This is a genomic window from Paenibacillus harenae DSM 16969 (genome assembly GCF_000422465.1).
Classification (GTDB): Bacteria; Bacillota; Bacilli; order Paenibacillales; family Paenibacillaceae; genus Pristimantibacillus; species Pristimantibacillus harenae.
The window spans coordinates 952,677-972,344 of record NZ_KE383843.1 but is presented as its reverse complement, the minus strand read 5'-3'; the positions used below and the strand labels follow the sequence as shown (position 1 = coordinate 972,344).

Below are 19,668 nucleotides of genomic sequence, written 5' to 3'. Positions count from 1 at the left end.
AATTTGAGAGGAGCTGTCCTTAGTACGAGAGGACCGGGATGGACGTACCGCTGGTGTACCAGTTGTTCCGCCAGGAGCACCGCTGGGTAGCCAAGTACGGACGGGATAAGCGCTGAAAGCATCTAAGCGTGAAGCCCCCCTCAAGATGAGATTTCCCAGTATGTAAGACCCCTTGAAGACGACGAGGTTGATAGGTTCGGGGTGGAAGCGCAGCAATGCGTGCAGCTGACGAATACTAATCGGTCGAGGGCTTATCCTAAGAAGATCTGCATGGACCCATACATCCGGCAGACAAACAGCTAAAGTTCAGCAAGCCATTTCTTTCGTATCCGGTTTTCAGGGCGCAAGCGTCTTGAAAAGATGATGATGTTTTTTCCAAAGCAATGGAGGAGAATAATCATCGATAACTATTCCCTGATAGCTCAGTTGGTAGAGCACTCGACTGTTAATCGAGTTGTCACAGGTTCGAGTCCTGTTCGGGGAGCCATTATAGAGAGGTGTCCGAGTGGTCGAAGGAGCACGATTGGAAATCGTGTAGGCTCTAACCGGGTCTCGAGGGTTCGAATCCCTTCCTCTCTGCCATAATGCGGCCCGTTGGTCAAGGGGTTAAGACACCTCCCTTTCACGGAGGTAACAGGGGTTCGAATCCCCTACGGGTCACCAACATTTTTCAAAAAAAGAGCTTGACTTTAGAATCTAGCACATGATAAGATATAAAAGTCGCTCATGACATGGAGGATTAGCTCAGCTGGGAGAGCATCTGCCTTACAAGCAGAGGGTCGGCGGTTCGATCCCGTCATCCTCCACCATTTATCTTTTTAATGACGCGGGGTGGAGCAGCCCGGTAGCTCGTCGGGCTCATAACCCGAAGGCCGCAGGTTCAAATCCTGCCCCCGCAACCAAACTTTACCTTTCGGAAGTTTCCGAGAATATGATGTGGAGCTGTGGTGTAGAGGCCTAACATGCCTGCCTGTCACGCAGGAGACCGCGGGTTCGAATCCCGTCAGCTCCGCCATTTAAAAACATCAGGCTCGGTAGCTCAGTCGGTAGAGCAGAGGACTGAAAATCCTCGTGTCGGCGGTTCGATTCCGTCCCGAGCCACCATTTTAGGAAGTACAAGCAAGAATAAGTGAATATGCCGTTGTAGCTCAACTGGTAGAGCAACTGACTTGTAATCAGTAGGTTGGGGGTTCAAGTCCTCTCGACGGCACCACATGGAGGATTAGTGAAGTGGCTAAACACGGCAGACTGTAAATCTGCTCTCTCTGAGTTCGGTGGTTCGAATCCATCATCCTCCACCAGTTTACCTTAGGGGCATAGTTTAAAGGTAGAACAAAGGTCTCCAAAACCTTTGGTGTGGGTTCAATTCCTGCTGCCCCTGCCAATTGAATATTTTATTGCGGCGGTCGTGGCGAAGTGGTTAACGCATCGGTTTGTGGATCCGACATTCGGGGGTTCAATTCCCCTCGTCCGCCCCATTATTTCAAATTAAGCAATGCAAAATTCGTTGGGGATTAGCCAAGCGGTAAGGCAACGGACTTTGACTCCGTCATTCTCAGGTTCGATCCCTGAATCCCCAGCCATTTATTTGCGGAAGTGGCTCAGCGGTAGAGCATCGCCTTGCCAAGGCGAGGGTCGCGGGTTCGATTCCCGTCTTCCGCTCCATTAATTTGGCGCCATAGCCAAGTGGTAAGGCAGAGCTCTGCAAAAGCTCTACCCCCAGTTCGAGTCTGGGTGGCGCCTCCACATTTTTACTAAAAAGATCATATGTGCCCTTAGCTCAGCTGGATAGAGCGTTTGACTACGAATCAAAAGGTCAGGAGTTCGAATCTCTTAGGGCACGCCATTTTCTTTTGATTGTCGGTGTGGCGGAATGGCAGACGCGCGCGACTCAAAATCGTGAGGGAAACCGTGGAGGTTCGAGTCCTCTCACCGGCACCATCTTTTAAATATTGATCATTAATTTAATGCTGACTGTGTACTTACGCAGTCAGCGTTTTTGCATTTGATCACATGAAAAGAGAGCCTTTTTAGGGGCTCTCCCGACGGTGTTTGATCGACTGAGTCTTCTTATTAATCAACTTCACATAAATCGTAAAACTTGGGCACTGCTCGTAATTTCACCGTATTACCGGATGGCTACGAAGCATGTGTGTTTCAGAAGTATTCTGCGACACAACCCCTCGCTTCCTGTTTAGCTAAGTGATTATTTAAATTCCTCCTGTAGTCCAAGTCCCAAAAGGTCCAACGGAACCACACCTCTCTTCACACCGTCGATAATATAATGCCCCGTTGCATAATGTTTATTCATGTACACAATAGATGTTAAGAAAACGCTTTAAATGTTAAAATAATAGATAGTCTGAGAAACGATCGGAGGATAGCATAACGTGAAATACGGTAAATCAATTAGAACTCGTCTTATTATCGGATTTATGGGGGTTATGCTGCCGGTTGTCGTTTATATGCTTATTAATAACAGTTACTCGAGGGATATTGTCAAGGAAAAGGTGTCGGAGACATACCGAAATACACTTGATATTTTTGTCGGACAGACCGACCGCAACCTGGGTCAAATTAATGATTATTTATATAAGATGTCCGTCCTTGACTCCGATGTAGGCCTTCTCATGTCATTTCCGATAGACAGTGACGGGTACACCTTAACGAAAATAAGGATCGACTCGAAGTTGAATCGCGATGTCGGCGTATATAATTTAATTGATGCCGTTTTTTTGTATCACAATAATGACATCATTTTCGGAACAAACGGCGTATACAATGATACGAAAAAAATGATTCAATCCCATATGGATGTTATGACAACGGAAAAAAACCTGGCGCTTAATGATCAGCACACTTGGGAAGTCAGAGCGGACGACCGGATGCCGGGAAAATATTTTCTTATTAATTTCATCAAAGCTTCGGAAGGACTTTATGTTGGAGCAATTATTAAAGTGCAGGATATAAACTCAATGCTCTCAATTCAATGGAGCGACGGTGATATTGGTCATAACGGCATTTATCTCCGTGAAGGTAACCGTCTTGTACAATCCTTAACGGAAAGCTTATCATCGCCTGACTTAAACAATGAAATATCGATGGAGCCCTATGAATCGCTGACTGATCATGAGACGGGGGCTGCTTATTTGGTCATGGACAGGATGAGCGATTTGGTTAATATTGATTACCGGGTCGTCATTCCGGAGGAGACGCTGCTGCGTAACCTGCTTTTTTTCCGAAATGCAACATTATTCGCTCCCATAGGATTTCTAGCGATTTTACTTATTTACTTGGTTTTTATGCGCAACATGCTTTTTAAACCGCTGCATGAGTTGATACTCGGGATGAAGAAGATCTCTCTTGGCATGCTGGATGTAAGGCTGAAGAAGAACAAGTCCCTTGAATTTGAATTTTTGGGGAATACGTTTAACATTATGGCGGAGCAAATCAAAAATTTAAAAATCGATGTTTATGAAGAACAGCTGCGAGTGAAGCAAGGGGAATTAAAACAACTGCAGGCACAAATCAATCCGCATTTTTATATGAACAGCTTAAATATTATCTATAATCTTGCTGCTCTAAACGATACGGAAACCGTTAAAAAGATGTCGCTGCATCTAGCAGATTATTTCCGTTTCATTATGAAGGCGAACCGGGATACGATAACGCTCAAGGAAGAATTAACGCATATCGAAAACTATATAACCATTCAAAAAATACGTTTCCCGGACAAGTTGCAATGTACGTTCGACGGAATGGATACGGTTTTAAATTATCCGATTGCCGCTTTGACCATACAGCCTTTTGTTGAAAATTCGATTATACATGGATTTAAGAACCGCAGACAGCTATTTCAAATTTATATAGGGGCTGAAATGAATGAGGACAGGGGCTTTACTCTAACCATTCGCGATAATGGGGGCGGCTTTAGTCCGGATGTGCTGAGAAAACTTCAGAACAGAGAACCGCTGCAGCAAGCTGAACAATACAGCTTAGGAATTATGAATGTCATTCACAGGCTTGATCTGCTGTATGGCGAGAGTGCTTCAATTACCTTCAGAAATCAAACGGAAGGCAGCGGCGCAATTGTTACTATCGTATTTCCAAAGCAGATGGAAGGAGGCAGCGCAGTTGTATAATTTGTTAGTCGTTGATGATGAGGAAATAGCGATTCGCGGCATTGAAAAAGGGATAGATTGGTCATCGTTGCCCATTTCTACTATTTACACGGCATATGATGTCGAAGAAGCAAGGACCTTATTGACGGAGCATACGATACACATCGTCCTATCCGATATCGATATGCCGAATCAGAGCGGGATTGATTTGCTCGAGTGGATGAATGAAAATTGTCCAACCGTCGTAACCATTTTCCTAACAGGACATGCCGATTTCAAGTATGCGCAGCAGGCGGTTCAACTCGATTGCTTTGATTATTTGCTTAAGCCGATTGATCATCATGTGTTGAAGGCATGCGTAAACAAGGCGCTGGACAAAGTACGTGATTTCGAGCAGCTCGCAAAAATCCGAGGAACCTACGATTTGTTTTATGAGCAATGGAACAAACAACGCCCGATCCTAATCGAGCGGTTCTGGCAGGACGTCTTACATTATCGGCAATCTGCGGCGCCTCAGCATCTCGATTCCATGATGCAGACTTACGCTTTACAGCTTCATGCTGAAAGTCCTATAAGGACAGTGCTGATCAGTATTGAACAATGGCGGGAGGAGTGGTCTGCCCGTGATGAGGAAATTATGACGTACGGAGTCAAAAATGCTGCCGAGGAGATTATCCTTCAGAACGATTCGGGACATATTGTTCAGGACGGCAACGGAATCATGTACGCACTGTTTTATAGCTCAAAGGATGATGAGAATGAATCGGCAACGATTGAGGCCAGATGCAACCAGTTTATTCATCAATGCAAAAATATGCTGCATTGTCATCTTTCTTGTTACATTGGAGAGAAAGTGGAGGTCCGGCAAATACGCTCGGCCGTCGAGTCGCTATTGGAGCTTGAACGAAGTAATGTGAGTGCGATTTGCGCAGTTATTTTGGAGCGGGATCACAAACGAACGCTAGGGCATGCTGCTCCACAGCAGGTTCATTTCGCCGACTGGGCACTCCTGCTGGAGTCGGGCAAGCAAACGGAGTTATCGATGCGCATTGATGAATGCTTCGATCAAATGCAGGCCAGCAAGGTCGATTATACGTATATGGCTTCCTTTTATTTTGGCTTCATGAACATGATCTTTCAGTGGTTTAATAAAAAATCGGTGCCGATGACCGATGTGTTTGCTAAGAAAGAGTGGGAGGTTGGAGAGAACGTCCTCAAGTCGCTGTCCCGGATGCGGGCGTGGACGCAGCAGCTAAGCTTGCAGATATGCGAATACGCTAATCAAAACGGCAAAGACGTATCGCAGGCGGTGGAGAAGATTCAACGGTACATGGAAGAAAATCTGGGCGAAGAATTCAGCCGTGAACTTGCAGCCAAGCGCGTATTTTTGAATCCCGCATACCTATCGCGCTTGTTCCGCAGAGAAACCGGTTTCTCATTAACGGACTATTTGGTTAGACTTCGAATTGGGAAGGCTCGCGTTGAGCTGGAAAAGACGAACAACCGAATCAGCGATATCGCTGTCGCGGTCGGTTACGCTAATTTTTCACACTTTTCCAAGCTGTTTAAGAAAATGACCGGCCTGACGCCGCAGGAATATCGCAAAAAGTACCAGGACGTATAGTTGGAAAGTCACAGGACCGTTAATATAGTCACGGCGCCGACAGTTGTCGGCGTCTTTTTTTTATACAATGGACATAGAAGAGCAAGTACTTAAGATACAGAAAGAGGAGGAGGAAGGCGATGGAAAAACAAGCCATGGAAGCGGTATCAACCGCCTATATTCCAAAAATAAAAGCTGGAAAGAAATCGCAGCTGGACATTTTTCGCAAATACTGGATGTTTTACCTAATGATGCTCCCAGCCATCGCACTGCTGGTATTAAATAATTACATTCCCATGTTCGGTATCATGATCGCGTTCAAAAATATCAATTACGCGGATGGCATATTGGGAAGCGCATGGAGCGGGCTTACAAATTTCGAATACTTGTTTAAAACATCGGATGCATGGATTATTACGCGAAACACGTTGTTATACAACTCGGGCTTCATTATATTAAATTTAATTTTTCCGCTTGCATTTGCGATTATGTTGAATGAAATAAGAAGCCGGTTTGTCGCGAAGCTCCACCAAACGATAATGTTTCTTCCTTATTTCCTATCGATGGTCGTTATCAGCTATCTCGTCTTCGGTTTCTTAAGCGATGAGCATGGCTACTTGAACACTTCGCTGCTTCCGGCATTAGGACTCGAAAAGGTGCAATGGTACTTCACGCAGGAGGTTTGGCCTTACATTTTGCCGATCGTAAATACTTGGAAAAATATGGGTTACTTTACAGTTATCTATATGGCAGCCATTATTGGAATCGACGATGAGTATTATGAGGCCGCTACCATTGACGGGGCAAGCAAGTGGAAGCAAATAACGGGCATAACGATTCCGCTTATCATGCCGATCATTACGATTATGACACTGCTTCAGATCGGGAAAATATTCAATGCAGACTTCGGGCTGTTCTTCCAGGTGCCAAGAGAATCAGGCGTATTGTTCCCGGTTACGAATGTTATCGACACTTACGTATATCGCACGTTTCTGACAGTAGGAGACATCGGCTTATCTTCAGCGGCCGGCCTGCTACAATCGGTCGTCGGCTTTACTCTGGTATTCCTTTCGAATTGGGTCGTACGGCGCATTAATAAAGATAACGCTTTATTTTAGTTCATGATCACGCAGCAAGGCCTTTTTTAAATAACTATCGGAGGTGAACCTATGGAAGCAGTTGAGAAGATTTCGTCCCGGTCCAATCTGAATAACCAGTTGTCGAAACCGGCTTCTCTAGGCATCAATATTTTCTTCATCGTCTATTCACTGCTATGCATTGTTCCCCTTGTATTGATCGTCATGGTGTCCGTATCCGACGAAGGAACGGTCATACGCGAAGGCTATCAATTTATACCTTCGAAGTTTGATTTGGCAGCCTATCAATTCCTGTTTAAGGATGCAACACAAATTTTTCGTTCTTATAGCATTTCTATACTGGTAACCATCATCGGAACAACGCTCAGCTTAATTATCATGGCATTGTATGCATATCCGATTTCCAGGACAGATTTTCCGCATGCCAAGTTTTTCACCTTCTTCGTTTTTTTCACAATGCTGTTCTCGGGCGGACTTGTCCCATGGTACTTGGTATATGTGCAGGTGCTGGATCTGAAAGATACGCTGTGGGCGCTTATTATGCCGCTTCTAGTAGCTGCTTTCTTCGTTCTCATTATTCGTACATTCTTTCAGACGACGATTCCTGCCGCAGTTTTGGAATCGGCGAAAATTGACGGTGCAGGCGAACTGACTATTTTCGTGAAGATCGTGCTTCCATTATCAATGCCGGTGCTGGCGACCGTTGCGCTCTTTCAAACGCTTACGTATTGGAATGATTGGTTTCTAAGCTTGGTGTTCATTACGAAGGATGCCAACATTACCGTTCAATATTTGATGTACAAGACCATGCTGAATATTCAATTCCTGGCGAATAACAGCACGGCTGCAGCGGCCATAACAGCGGCCGGAGGCACTTTCAAATTTCCGAGCGAGACGGTTCGTATGGCGATGGTTGTCGTAGGGATCGGACCTATTATATTCGCTTACCCGTTCTTTCAAAAATATTTTGTGAAAGGGCTGACCGTCGGCGCAGTTAAAGGCTGATAACCGGTTTGCTTATGATCGGCTGTAACCGGCAATGCCGGTTTAGCATATAAACTTATTTCTTAAGGGAGGTCCACCCGTTATGAAGCACGTTAAACAAAAAACATCCATGCTTCTTCTGATGTTGATGACTATCGTATTAGTTGTATCGGCATGTTCAGGCAACAATGCTAAAAACAATGCAGAGACTGTGAAAGAAAATGCCGCAACGAACAAGCCGGCCGCATCAGAAGACGCAACAGCAGCAGATCTTAAGCCCTATAAAATATCATTGGTTTTTCCGGGTACACCGCAAACGGATGAGAAAAAAGTCGAAGAAGCTTTAAATAAGCTGCTAACGGAGAAAATAAATGCGACCATCGATCTTATGCCGATTGATTGGGGCGCATGGGATGACAAAATTAACTTAATGATTGCATCCCGTGAAGCAGTAGACATTATATTCACGGCGCAGTGGAACGGACACGCTAAAAATGTCGGTAAAGGCGCGTTTATTGAACTCGGTGATCTCATCGATAATTACGGCCAGGGCATTAAGGAATCTCTTGATCCGGCATTCCTCGACGGCGCAAAAATCAACGGCAAAAATTATGGGGTACCGACGAATAAGGAACTAGCGGCAGCTGGCGGTATCGTATATCGCAAAGATATTACCGATGAGCTCGGTATTGATATGAGCAATGTAAAAACGCCTCAAGATCTGGATGCAGTCTACGCGATTGTAAAAGAGAAGAAACCTGAAATGACGCCACTGTACACAACGGCAGGCACATTTAACTCGCACTTCTTTGCCAATTACGATTTCCTGGGCGATTCGACGATTCCAGGCGCAATTTTAAAGGACCAAGATGCCACAACGGTATTGCCGATCGAACAGCTGGACCGCTACAAGGAATATTTGAACCTGACCCGCGATTTCTTCAAGAAAGGTTACATTAATGCAGACGCCGCGACCACGCAAGTATCTTCCGGTGATGCATGGAAGGCTGGTTCTGTATTCTCTACAATCGAGCCAATGAAACCGGGGAAAGACGCAGAAATTGCAAGCGCCGCCGGATTGACAGGCAAGCTTGCCCAAATCATGATGACGGAGAAAACGGTTGCTACATCAGAAACAGCAGGGTCGATGCTTGGTATTTCTTCAACGTCCAAAGATCCGGATCGTGCGATGATGCTAATTAACCTATTGCATACGGACAAAGAAATTAATAATCTTCTCAACTTCGGTATCGAAGGCGATCACTACACAAGAAACGGTGAGATCATTACGGCTACAGGAAATACGGCTAGTTACAATCCGGGCTCTGCATGGATGTTCGGCAATCAGTTCCTCAACTATGTATGGGATACAGAGGATCCGGACAAATGGGCGAAATTCAAGGAATTCAACCAGAATGCAAAAGTATCGCCAGCTCTTGGCTTCGTATTTGACAGCGAACCCGTGAAAGCCGAAGTTGGCGCTATTGCCAATGTAATTAAACAGTACCAAAGAGCGCTTGAAACAGGTTCAGTAGATGTTGACAAAGTGCTTCCTGAATATGAAGAGAAGCTGAAAGCTGCAGGCGTAGACAAGGTCGTCGCAGAGAAGCAAAAACAATACGACGCTTTCCTGGCAAACAAGTAACAGGGGGGCCTGCAATAAAAGTGAAAAGGCCCGCACTTGGTAGATGGTGCGGGTTTTTCCAGTTGCATTTTTGTGATTATTCTTTAGAATAAAACTAATGCAATTATCATCCTGTTAGGGGGCAATTCAAATATGATCCAGACGGCGAGCGGTCCTTTCCGCGCAGGGATGATTATAATGGCTTGCCTATTCCTGTTAAGCGCGTGCTCCGGGCTGCGGGATGCGGCTAACTCGCGGCATAGCGGCAATGATAATATGTCAAAAGACGTTAACATTGAAAGCGCTTCAATAAATAGGAGCAGCTATGCCGGTAGAAGCAGCAATAAGTTGGAGCCCTACACGTTAAAGTTTGTATATATAGGAACGCCTCAACAGGATGAAGAGGAAATCGAATCGGCAATGAATGATTATTTGATGCAGAAAATAAATGCGAAAATAGATCTTATGCCAATTGATTGGGGCCCGTGGGACAACAAAATCAATCTGATGATTGCTTCACGCGAGAAGGTTGATATCCTATTCACCGCGCAATGGAACAAGCATGCGGTTAATGTATCGAAAGGCGCTTTCCTTGAACTTGACGATTTATTGGAGCAGCATGGACAGGGCATTTTGCAAACGCTTGATCAGGTCTTTCTTGAAGGCGCAAAACTTGACGGAAAAAACTACGCCGTGCCGACAAATAAGGAATTTGCTGCGCAAGGCGGTATCGTATATCGCGCCGATATTGCCGAAGAGCTCGGTTTGGATATGTCCAAAGTGAAAAAAATACAAGATTTGGATGCCGTTTACCGGGTCGTACTTGAGAAGAAACCGGGCATGATTCCTTTATACATGAAGCAGGATGAAACGTTGAACGCTCATTACATCGGCAATTATGATGCGCTTGGCGATACATCCATTCCCGGTATCATCCTAAAGGACGGGAGCAGTACGAAGGTATTGCCAAGCTACGAGGTTGAGCGCTATGTCGAGACATTGCGGATTACGCGTCAGTATTACAAAAAAGGGTACATTAATAGAGATGCGGCTACAACGCAGACGATGAATAACGACGCTTTAAAGTCAGGCGATGTGTTTTCCGTTACGGCTGCGTTAAAGCCGGGCAAGGACGCAGAGTTAGCTATTCAAACCGGATTGATCGGCAAACTGGCGCAATTGGAATTGAACGCAAAGACGATCGCAACATCGGAAACGGCAGGCTCAATGCTCGGCATATCTTCGACGTCTCAAGACCCCGCCCGGGCAATGATGTTCATTAACCTGCTGCACACGGATAAATATTTAAATAATTTATTGAATTATGGTATTGAGGGAAAGCACTATATAAAGGTAAGCGACAATGTGATTAAACCGACCGAAAATCCGAAGGCATACCATATCGGTTCAAACTGGATGTTCGGTAATCAATTTCTGAATTATGTGTGGGATACGGAGGATCCGGATAAATGGAATAAGTTTAGATCCTTCAATCAAAACGCGATCATGTCACCCGGACTTGGCTTCGTATTTGACGGTGATTCGGTAAGAGCTGAAATCGCGGCTGTCGTTAATGTTAACCGTCAATATCAAACCGCTCTGGATACAGGATCACTTGATGTCGACAACGTGCTGCCGGAATATAGGGAGAAGCTTAAGGCGGCAGGCATCGACAAAATCATTGCCGAGAAGCAAGTGCAATTCAATAAATTTCTGGCAAGCAGGAATAAACAGTAAAAATGAAACAGTAAAATGAAACACGAATAGAAGTGCCGCTAAGCTAGCAGGCTTACCGGCACTTTTTTCATTTTAAGGGGTATAGAGGCTGCCGCCGATAAAGCGGAAGAAATAAGCCTGCTGCAATGAGATTGACAATGAATTAATCAGCTTCGTCCCTTAAGACGGGCGGGCGACTCGACCTAAGTCTAGTGCGAAAACCGCCGAAGGTCCGTTTTATAAAGAAGGGAATTGATCTAAACTAAGTACATAAGCAAGAGCAACACAAAGCAGCAAGTGAAAATAGTGAAACCATAATGGTCGAAAGGAGTTGAACGTGAACATGAATGGAAAAAGCGCTTTGGGAGTCCTGCTCGTTGTCGTGGGCGGCATCGCGGTACTTAATTTTATCGGCATTAATTTCGGCGCGATACTCGGATTCTTGCTTCCGTTTATATTAATCGGATTTGGGATTGTCGGATGGATGAACGGCAAGAAATGGATTGGCGGAATACTTATCGTCATCGGCGCGATGATGTTACTCGGCAAGCTTGGCGGCATCGTCATGCTGCTTCTGGCCGCAGGACTGATCGTGGTTGGCATCAGCCTTTTCAAAAAAGACAAACGCAGAGTCTACTAAGGTCTGCGATCGATAAAAGACAGGAGGACAATCAATGAGTATTATGAAACGAGTTCGCGACATTACAGTCGCTACTTTAAATGAAAGGCTTGAGAAATCGGAAGACCCGGTTCGCATGATTGACCAGTTCCTGTGGTCCACGAGAGAAGATATCATTCAAGCAGAGAAACTCTATCAGCAATATACCGCTCACAGCAATCACTTGAAAGCCCAGTGGCTTCAAGCGGAGCAGCAAAAGGAAAGACGCGAGAACCAAGCACTCACGGCGCTTAAAGCAGGCGAAGAGCAAATGGCCCGAATCGCGCTTCACGAGAAAGCAAGTTCCGAAGAGCGGGCGGTGCAATATCGCGAGCTTTACGAGCAAAGCCGTCAAAATACAGTCGATCTCGAAGATCAACTGCGCGAAATGCGCAGTGAATATCAAACCGTCTACGATAAACGCGAATATTATGCGGCACGGATGGAATCGCTCAGACTTCAACAACGCTTGAACAGCCGCTATCAAGCCGGATTCAGCGAGCAAGGGGCGCAACCGGGTGCCGTGTTCAGAAGACTGGAAGACCACATTAGCGGGATGGAGCACGAAGCGAAGAGCTTGCGCGACATTCGCAGAATGGGGCAGGAATTCGTAACGGAAGCGGGACATACCGTGCAGTCCGTTATCGAACGGGAACTGGAGCAGCTGAAACGGAAGCTTGAGAAGGAAGGATGGTCGTCTTGAAAAAATTTTACCGCTCTACACGCGACAAGAAGCTATTCGGCCTCTGCGGCGGATTAGCGGAAATGTTCAACGTCGACGCGACGCTGCTGCGGATCTTACTCATCGTGGTGACCATCTTTACAAGCGGTGCCGTCATCGTGATCTACTTGATCGCCGGTCTGGTCGTACCGAAAGAACCGCCGCTTTATTCGAACTTTGGTCCGAACGGCTTCGGCAACGGTTATGGCGGAGGCTACCCTAACGGATACGGCTCGCAGCCGCCGCAATACGGCGGACCTTACAAAAACCCGCCGCAATCGCAAGGCCCATGGCATGGAGCCCAGCCTGGAGTCGGCACTGCGCCGGCGCCATCGCAATTCGATAGTATGATGGACGATTTGGAGAAAAAAGCACTGCGTCGTGAAATTGAAGAACTGAAAGCCAAAATTGCTAAATACGAGAAGGGAGAATTTTAATATGGGAATTTTCAAACGCATGAAGGATATGACGAAGGCATCGCTAAATGAGGCGTTGGACAAAATGGAAGATCCGATTGTAATGCTTAACCAATATCTTCGCGATATGGAGTCTGAAATTCATCAGGCTGAAGTAACGGTAGCGAAACAAATGGCGAACGAGCGCCGCATGAAGCAGCGCGTTGAGGAAGCGGCTCGCAGTACGGCGGATCGCGAATCGAAAGCGGAAGCGGCTCTGAGAGCCGGACAAGAGGAGCTTGCGCGTAAGCTGCTGGAAGAAAAGCTGTATTTCGACCAAAAGGTAGCCGAGTACGCTGAGCTGCACGCACAATCGAAACAGCAAGCGGATGAGTTGATGCAGCAGCTGCATTCGATGAAGGATGAGTTCTACCAGCTGCGCAATAAGCGCAACGAACTCGCTTCCCGCGCACAAGTAGCGAAAGCGCAGAAACAAATGGCGCAATTGACGGCAAATCATACGATCGACAGCGGTACGGCATCCCGCGGCTTCTACCGGATGGAAGAAAAAATCATGCAATTGGAAGCGGAAGCCGACGTGCTTCGCTCGCCAAACTCCTACAGCGGCACAACCCGCAGCCTGAACGCAGCTGACGTAGAGAAGCAGCATAAGGTAGATGAGCAGCTTGAAGCGCTCAAAAACAAGCTAAATCAAACTCCTTCTTTAAGCAAAACTTCGATTGAAGAGTAAGCGGTTGAGGGCAGGAAGCGGCGGACCGTGCTGACGGTCTGCTCTTTCCTGTTTTTTAGTCGGGTTATCGCCGGTTACGCTTGGCAAGGATAACATAATCTAGGTACAATGATTATAATGATACTTAAAGGAAGTGTGCCGTATGGAGCAGAGCAATAGGGAAGAGCAGCCAAATCATGCGGCCCGCAAGCGGATTGTTACGGAAACGATATTATGGCTTCTTATCATCATCAGCTTGGTCGTTATTGTGCTGCAGGGCATCGGTTACGTGGAGCTGCTCACGCTTCAGGGCAAATGGGCGATCATAGGGTTATCCATCGTTGGGGCGGGACTCGCCGCAGCGGCGCTGAACGGCTACTTGCAAAACTCCAGATTAAAGGAAGCCATCAAGCGGCTCACCGAGCAGCAGATGAAACGGCGCTTCGCGGTCACTTTGGATAACGGCGAGGCTGCGGACGATGAATTATCGGAGCAGGAGCAGGTTGACCCGCAATGGACCGCCAAGGTGAAGTTCACGGCGGTGATCGAGGAGCGGCAGCGTCTTGCGCGCGAGCTGCATGATGCGGTAAGCCAGCAGCTGTTCGCCATCTCGATGACGGCCACGGCTGTCAGCCGGACGATTGAACGGGATTGGGAGCGGGCGAAGCGACAGGTGCAGCTCATTGAAGAGATGGCTGCGGTCGCCCAATCGGAAATGCGCGCGCTGCTGCTCCATCTTCGGCCCGTCCACCTGGATGGCAAAAGCTTAGGCCAAGCGCTTACTTTGCTGGTGGAAGAGTTGAAGCAGAAGGTGCCGATGAATATTACGCTGGAGGTTGATGAAACGATTTTGCTCCAGCCGCAGGCGGAGGACCATTTGTTCCGCATAGCCCAAGAGGCGTTATCGAATACGCTGCGGCATTCGAAGGCGGATGCGATGGAAATCAGGCTTCAGCAGATCGGCAAGGAAGTGCATATGATTTTGCAGGACAGCGGGATCGGTTTCGATCTTGAAGCGAAGAAACAAACCTCCTACGGGCTTCTAACGATGGAAGAGCGCGTTAATGAGCTTGGCGGTTCCTTGCAGATGCTCTCGAAGCCGGGAGACGGAACGCGAATTCATATTATGGTACCGGTGGACGGCATGCGTGAAACGAAATCATAAGTTAGTATATGACCGATGAATCGGAAAGAATATATTAGGGGCGGTGTAAGGCGTGGAGGCGATTGAGCAATTGGGTCAGCCTGTAAAAGTACTGCTTGTCGATGATCATGAAATGGTGCGCATCGGACTTGCGGCAGTGCTGGATACGGAGGAAGGCATAGAGGTTGTCGGGGAAGCCAGCAACGGGATGGACGGCATCCGGTTAGCGCAGGCTTACAAACCTGACGTTGTACTTATGGATTTGGTAATGGACGGCATGGACGGAGTCGAGACGACAGCCAAGCTGCTTGAGCTATATCCGGATTGTAAAGTCATCGTATTGACAAGCTATCTGGATGACAGCAAGCTGTATCCGGTTATTGAAGCGGGCGCGTTCAGCTATTTGCTGAAGACGTCGCGAGCAACCGAGATCGCGGACGCGATTCGGGCTGCTGCCAGAGGGCAGTCCGTGCTGGAGTCGCAGGTGGCGGCGAAAATGATGAACCGGTTCCGTCAGCCGAAGCAGGAGCAAGCTCCGCTTCATGAGGATTTGACGGACCGCGAGATGGAAGTGCTGAGGCGCGTAGCGCAGGGGCGCTCGAATCAGGAGATCGCCGACGAACTGTTCATCGGCGTGAAGACGGTGAAGTTCCATATTACGAATATTTTCAACAAGCTTGAGGTGGAGGACCGCACGCAAGCAGCGATCTACGCGCTCAAGCAGGGGATTGCCGATTAGCGAGCATGAACCAATCAATCTGCCAAGGATAAAACCAACTGGTAAATCTGGCCGATCTGATCGATTCCGATCGCAGGTACGGTCAGTCTCTGAACGATATCCGGCAAGGCATCCGGCCATACGGCGGCGGCAATCGGGCGGGATACGGCTTGCAGCAGTTCGAGGTCGCCGGCCGACCGAATCATGATGATTTTAGGATATCCGGCCCCTTTGAAGCCCTCTATGAGAATGACATCCGCATCCCGCATATGCGAGATTAATTGCTCGAGAGGCTCTTCGTGCTGCTTCATGATCGCGGTACGAGCTGCCGAGGTGATGGCCGTATAGTCGGCGCCGGCCTTCTGATGCTTCCATGTGTCGGTTCCAGGCGTGTCGATCTGAAAATCATGCGCATCGCGCTTAATCGTGCCAACCTTATAACCCGCTTGTTTGAAACATTCCGTCAGCCGGCAAACCAACGTGGTTTTGCCGGTATTTTTGTATCCAACGATTTGGAAAATAAGCGGAGTGTGGCTGTCTGCTCGCTGCATAGGGTTCTCCTTCACCGAATGAGATGAAATTGATGCTGAATTCGTTTGGTTTTAGTTTACCATACATAGTAAAATAGTTGATAAATAGCTTGGCAGGCGAAGAAACAACTGCATGCTGCAACGGGAGGTTTATTTTGTGTCTGAACAGATAGGAACAGGGCAGTCCGGCCGATTCAACCGGCGGGCGGTGAAGGTGGTAGAGGCGCAGCAGCGGGTGCTTGCGGCTGCGGACGGACTGCGCTGCGGCAGCGAGCTGGTCCCGCTGCGCGAGTGCGGCGGCCGCAGGCTTGCGCAGACGCTGCACGCGTCAAGCGACTGGCCGCCCTTCGCGCGCTCGGGGCTCGACGGCTACGCCGTGCGCGCGGCAGATGTGGCGCAGGCGTCGCCGGAGCAGCCGGCGACGCTGCGCGTCGTTGATTCGGTCGCGGCGGGCGGAATCGCCCTGGCGAACGTTGAAGCGGGCACGGCCGCGCGCATTATGACCGGCGCGGCTGTGCCTGCGGGAGCGGACGCGGTCGTCATGCTCGAGCAGACCGCGGAAGCGATTCTGGCCGATGGTTCGGCGGCGGTGCTGATTAAGCACGCCGGCCGGCCCGGCCAGAACATTGCGCCCCAAGGCGAGGAATTTCGCCTTGGGAGCGTTTTGGCCCCGGCCGGCACGCTTGTGCGGCCGGGCCATGTCGCGCTGCTCGGCACATTCGGCTATGCCGATGTGCCGGTGCAGCGGCGCCCGCGCGTCGCGGTGTACGCGACCGGCAGCGAATTGCTGCCGGTTGCGGCGCCGCTTGCGCCGGGCCGGATCCGCGACAGCAACAGCTGGATGGTCGCGGCCATGATCGAGCAAAGCGGCGCCGAGCCGATATTATGCGGCACGCTGCCCGACGATCCGGACGCGATCGCGGCTTCGCTGGCCCGCGTGTGGGATGACGCCGACCTGATCGTTACGACCGGCGGGGTCTCCGTTGGAGACTTCGATGTCATGGCAGACATTCTCCGCTCCATCAAGAACGGAGGCTGGACGAGCGTGGAGCGAGGGCAGAATCGGATAGATGAAAGTAAGCGGAAACCGCCCGAAGACAACATCCAACTTAACGGCACGCACAGCGCGAATTCCAATAAGCAAGACGATTATCAGAATACTGGCACGTATGCCGATGAGCACGTCGTTCATCAGAATACTGGCACGTATGCCGATGAGCACGCCGTTCATCAGAATACTGGCACGTTTCCCAGTATACAGCGGACAAGCCGTGTGCTTTTTGACCGCGTGGCGATGCGGCCGGGAAGTCCGACGTCGGCAGCCGTGCTGGAAGGGAAGCTGCTGTTCGCGCTGTCCGGCAACCCGGGAGCTTGCTTTGTCGGGTTCGAGCTGTTCGTACGGCCGGCTCTGCTGCGGATACAGGGCATCCGGGAAGCCTTACCGAAAGTGGTTAACGCGCAGTTGCTCACTGCCGTTGATAAGCCTTGTCCCCACGACCGGTATGTCCGCACCCGTCTGCTTTATCAGCCGGATGGACGTATCGGCGCCGATCCGCTTGCCTTCTCCAAATCAAGCATGATGGCCTCCATCGCCGAATCCGACGGGCTTGCCGTCATCCCGTCCGGGTCATGCGGCGCCGGTAAAGGCGAGATGGTAGAGGTTCTATTGCTACCGTAAGACGAATACAGCCGGCTTCGGGTCTATGGGACATCGATTTTCCGCGCTGCAATGGTGATTATGGACCTGCTCAGTGACGGATTCCGGGATTTTTATTCCGATTTGGAAGGGAAATGCGTGCTGCAGCCGAATAGTATTACAATAAGAAGGAGTCCTAGGAGCTATCGCGACAAGCCTCGCTATAACTGGAATCTATACATTTTGAAAGTTCAGTAAAGCGCGGCATATGAGCTATGATGGACTCCATCAAGCAAAATTTCTCATATTTGGCTGTATAATCGCGAAACCGTTCCTTTATTGCTGAATATACAGGATAGCGCGCCAATGACGAGTAACGGAGCAAAGTTATTGTAGAAAACACTTTATAGCTGACAGTGGCCGGTTCTTTAAAGCTTCCTTCGTCAAACGTATCGATTCAAAATCAGGCCGGTATAAGGGAGAGGCCGGTTGCTCTGCATTGCACCGTAATAAACAGTGTAAGGCAGCGTATCGGCAAAACGGGGCTGCACCAGATCAAGAGCTTTCAATTGACCGCCGTACGTCAAGGCAAGCTTTAATCCGTTTAGCATGCCGTCTGCGCCAAGCATGAGCCGCTTGATAAGATTACTGCTCAATCCATGATCTTGACATTGCTCCAGACGCGAATTCAGCCCTTGGCTTTGTTTCAGATCCCAACTCTGAACGCGGCTATTCTCTTGGCTTAATCCGGACTCTCGACTTTGCTCCGGGATTGCGGTTGCCGCACCGAAAATCCATGCCCCGTCCGCCTTACTGCGGTGCAGGTCTAGCGCTTCGGATGCGGGGTGACGCAACGCAAGCACGACAGCGGTCCATAGCTCTGGCTTCAGAGCAGGGGCATGCATCCGATAAGCCGACTCCAGGCGGTTCAGCGTATCTGCAAGCTTTTGCAAGCTCTCATCGGCAGGGATGCCTTCCCGAAGCTTGCGGCTAAGCTCCCCAATTAGCTCGTTCATCTCCCGCTGCGCCTGCCCTGCTGCCTGAAGCCATTCCGCCGCGCTGCCGGCAGCTTGCCGGTAGGTCCGGTGCAAGTCACGGTAATCATCGGGAGGCAGCTGCGGCTCTCCTCCCCGATGTGGATAATGAGCGAACGGGCCGGATGCCTGTACGGGCGAGTAAACTGCTGTTCGTTCGATGCCGCGAATCGAGCGGACGGATGAGGTCATAGACATGCTCCTCTCAATCGAATAGTAGCCGAAGCATACTACAGGACGGATAAAAAGGCTGACGAAACTTGTCGCTACAAGCTTTTCCCGCAGCCTTCTTCACGGAAAAAAAGCGGCTCCGCTTTATCTAAGCATTGCCGCACCATTTCATTTACTAATCATATAAGGCTTATATTCCGCCGCGGACGAGCTGCAATTCCGAATGATTACTGAACGACAGCATGATACGGCTAACGGTTCCTGCGAAGCGCCGGCCGTTTTACAAAACCGCCGTTTACCCTTGTTAGAGCAAGAGGAACAGGAACGCAATCAGAGCCAAGTCAAGCGCCAGCGCGCCGCCCCACGGGTAATATGACCCAGGGCCGTAATAATACGGATCATCAAGATAGGCTTGCGTATGGGCCTTCTCGGTGTTCAAGTCCGATCCTTTCTTGCCTTTGGCGCCTTTTTTCTTCTTAACAGCCTGCGGCTGGACCTTGGCCAGCACCGCCTCTGCTCCGCCGCTCGTCTCCGCGTTCAGCAGCACTTTGCCATTTCGGCAGGAGCTCAGTATGCCTACATGACGAGTGCCGTCATTCATGATAACGCAAACCGGCATACCGCAAAATTGATGAATGACATCTTCGCGTAACGGATAAATAGGTTCCATTTGACCGGTGACACCTCCTGAAAGATATGAACAAATTCAGTCCTGCCATCAGTGTATTCACCTACAGGCAAACGTGTATGGATGTTCACCCATTCCATGAGAATAGGAGAGTATAT

Annotated in this window: 16 protein-coding genes, 16 tRNA genes and 1 rRNA gene; 30 read left to right on the top strand and 3 right to left on the bottom strand. The window is 49.0% G+C overall.

The annotated features are described in order from the left end of the window. From H581_RS0124030 to H581_RS0123890, 29 genes are all read left to right on the top strand, one after another. Positions 1 to 259: ribosomal RNA gene (locus tag H581_RS0124030) — 23S ribosomal RNA — on the top strand; the annotation flags it as partial. A gap of 152 nt (positions 260 to 411) precedes the next feature. Further along, a tRNA-Asn gene (locus tag H581_RS0124025) sits at positions 412 to 487 on the top strand. 4 nt (positions 488 to 491) lie between these two features. Next, positions 492 to 582: transfer RNA gene (locus tag H581_RS0124020), tRNA-Ser, on the top strand. A 6-nt stretch (positions 583 to 588) separates the two neighbouring features. Then, positions 589 to 663: transfer RNA gene (locus H581_RS0124015), tRNA-Glu, on the top strand. 70 nt (positions 664 to 733) lie between these two features. Continuing rightward, a tRNA-Val gene (locus H581_RS0124010) sits at positions 734 to 809 on the top strand. A gap of 16 nt (positions 810 to 825) precedes the next feature. Then, positions 826 to 902, top strand: a tRNA-Met gene (locus H581_RS0124005). Positions 903 to 938: 36 nt separating this feature from the next. Beyond that, positions 939 to 1,015: transfer RNA gene (locus H581_RS0124000), tRNA-Asp, on the top strand. Positions 1,016 to 1,028: 13 nt separating this feature from the next. After that, positions 1,029 to 1,104 (top strand) — tRNA-Phe (locus H581_RS0123995). Positions 1,105 to 1,137: 33 nt separating this feature from the next. Further along, a tRNA-Thr gene (locus H581_RS0123990) sits at positions 1,138 to 1,213 on the top strand. Between the two features lie 3 nt (positions 1,214 to 1,216). Next, positions 1,217 to 1,301: transfer RNA gene (locus H581_RS0123985), tRNA-Tyr, on the top strand. A 9-nt stretch (positions 1,302 to 1,310) separates the two neighbouring features. Then, positions 1,311 to 1,384, top strand: a tRNA-Trp gene (locus tag H581_RS0123980). An 18-nt stretch (positions 1,385 to 1,402) separates the two neighbouring features. Further along, positions 1,403 to 1,478, top strand: a tRNA-His gene (locus tag H581_RS0123975). Positions 1,479 to 1,508: 30 nt separating this feature from the next. Then, positions 1,509 to 1,583: transfer RNA gene (locus H581_RS0123970), tRNA-Gln, on the top strand. A gap of 7 nt (positions 1,584 to 1,590) precedes the next feature. Further along, a tRNA-Gly gene (locus H581_RS0123965) sits at positions 1,591 to 1,665 on the top strand. 7 nt (positions 1,666 to 1,672) lie between these two features. Then, positions 1,673 to 1,746: transfer RNA gene (locus tag H581_RS0123960), tRNA-Cys, on the top strand. A gap of 23 nt (positions 1,747 to 1,769) precedes the next feature. Next, positions 1,770 to 1,846 (top strand) — tRNA-Arg (locus tag H581_RS0123955). Positions 1,847 to 1,859: 13 nt separating this feature from the next. Beyond that, positions 1,860 to 1,941: transfer RNA gene (locus tag H581_RS0123950), tRNA-Leu, on the top strand. Between the two features lie 449 nt (positions 1,942 to 2,390). Continuing rightward, positions 2,391 to 4,142: a sensor histidine kinase gene (locus H581_RS0123945; RefSeq protein WP_028612227.1), complete on the top strand. Its 1,752-nt coding sequence runs from the start codon at positions 2,391 to 2,393 to the stop codon at positions 4,140 to 4,142. Beyond that, the gene (locus tag H581_RS0123940) at positions 4,135 to 5,745 is read left to right on the top strand and encodes a helix-turn-helix domain-containing protein (RefSeq protein WP_028612226.1); all 1,611 of its coding nucleotides are present in this window, start codon (positions 4,135 to 4,137) and stop codon (positions 5,743 to 5,745) included. Before H581_RS0123945 ends, H581_RS0123940 begins: the two co-directional genes overlap by 8 nt. A 119-nt stretch (positions 5,746 to 5,864) precedes the next feature. Next, on the top strand, positions 5,865 to 6,842 hold the full coding sequence (locus H581_RS0123935; protein ID WP_028612225.1) for an ABC transporter permease: 978 nt from the start codon (positions 5,865 to 5,867) through the stop codon (positions 6,840 to 6,842). A 51-nt stretch (positions 6,843 to 6,893) separates the two neighbouring features. After that, positions 6,894 to 7,826: a carbohydrate ABC transporter permease gene (locus H581_RS0123930; protein WP_028612224.1), complete on the top strand. Its 933-nt coding sequence runs from the start codon at positions 6,894 to 6,896 to the stop codon at positions 7,824 to 7,826. Between the two features lie 82 nt (positions 7,827 to 7,908). Then, a complete protein-coding gene (locus tag H581_RS0123925) occupies positions 7,909 to 9,450 on the top strand; it encodes an ABC transporter substrate-binding protein (RefSeq protein ID WP_028612223.1) in 1,542 nt (513 codons plus the stop codon). Between the two features lie 132 nt (positions 9,451 to 9,582). Beyond that, positions 9,583 to 11,166 carry an ABC transporter substrate-binding protein gene (locus H581_RS0123920; RefSeq protein WP_036719665.1) on the top strand — a complete coding sequence of 528 codons (1,584 nt, stop codon included), beginning with the start codon at positions 9,583 to 9,585 and terminating at the stop codon, positions 11,164 to 11,166. Between the two features lie 322 nt (positions 11,167 to 11,488). Continuing rightward, the gene (locus tag H581_RS0123915) at positions 11,489 to 11,785 is read left to right on the top strand and encodes a LiaF transmembrane domain-containing protein (protein WP_028612221.1); all 297 of its coding nucleotides are present in this window, start codon (positions 11,489 to 11,491) and stop codon (positions 11,783 to 11,785) included. Positions 11,786 to 11,819: 34 nt separating this feature from the next. After that, positions 11,820 to 12,506 (top strand): PspA/IM30 family protein, encoded by a 687-nt coding sequence (locus H581_RS0123910; protein WP_028612220.1) that lies wholly within the window; start codon positions 11,820 to 11,822, stop codon positions 12,504 to 12,506. Further along, the gene (locus H581_RS0123905; RefSeq protein WP_051251274.1) at positions 12,494 to 12,961 is read left to right on the top strand and encodes a PspC domain-containing protein; all 468 of its coding nucleotides are present in this window, start codon (positions 12,494 to 12,496) and stop codon (positions 12,959 to 12,961) included. The genes H581_RS0123910 and H581_RS0123905 overlap by 13 nt, the downstream gene beginning before the upstream one ends. Before the next feature lies 1 nt (position 12,962). Then, the gene (locus tag H581_RS0123900; RefSeq protein ID WP_028612218.1) at positions 12,963 to 13,670 is read left to right on the top strand and encodes a PspA/IM30 family protein; all 708 of its coding nucleotides are present in this window, start codon (positions 12,963 to 12,965) and stop codon (positions 13,668 to 13,670) included. A gap of 142 nt (positions 13,671 to 13,812) precedes the next feature. After that, a complete protein-coding gene (locus H581_RS35210) occupies positions 13,813 to 14,814 on the top strand; it encodes a sensor histidine kinase (protein WP_036719659.1) in 1,002 nt (333 codons plus the stop codon). 70 nt (positions 14,815 to 14,884) lie between these two features. After that, complete coding sequence (locus H581_RS0123890) at positions 14,885 to 15,532, top strand: response regulator (protein ID WP_028612217.1); 648 nt, start codon at positions 14,885 to 14,887, stop codon at positions 15,530 to 15,532. A gap of 14 nt (positions 15,533 to 15,546) precedes the next feature. On the opposite strand, the gene mobB is transcribed toward H581_RS0123890, so the two are convergent. Continuing rightward, a complete protein-coding gene (mobB, locus tag H581_RS0123885) occupies positions 15,547 to 16,062 on the bottom strand; it encodes a molybdopterin-guanine dinucleotide biosynthesis protein B (protein ID WP_028612216.1) in 516 nt (171 codons plus the stop codon). A gap of 112 nt (positions 16,063 to 16,174) precedes the next feature. Here mobB and H581_RS36665 point away from each other — a divergent pair, with 112 nt between their 5' ends. Further along, positions 16,175 to 17,719, top strand: coding sequence for a molybdopterin molybdotransferase MoeA (locus tag H581_RS36665; protein WP_084134743.1), 1,545 nt, complete (start codon positions 16,175 to 16,177; stop codon positions 17,717 to 17,719). Positions 17,720 to 18,120: 401 nt separating this feature from the next. On the opposite strand, the gene H581_RS0123875 is transcribed toward H581_RS36665, so the two are convergent. Beyond that, on the bottom strand, positions 18,121 to 18,903 hold the full coding sequence (locus tag H581_RS0123875; RefSeq protein ID WP_028612214.1) for a hypothetical protein: 783 nt from the start codon (positions 18,901 to 18,903) through the stop codon (positions 18,121 to 18,123). Positions 18,904 to 19,186: 283 nt separating this feature from the next. Next, on the bottom strand, positions 19,187 to 19,552 hold the full coding sequence (locus H581_RS0123870; protein WP_028612213.1) for a hypothetical protein: 366 nt from the start codon (positions 19,550 to 19,552) through the stop codon (positions 19,187 to 19,189). Between the last annotated feature and the right edge of the window lie 116 nt (positions 19,553 to 19,668).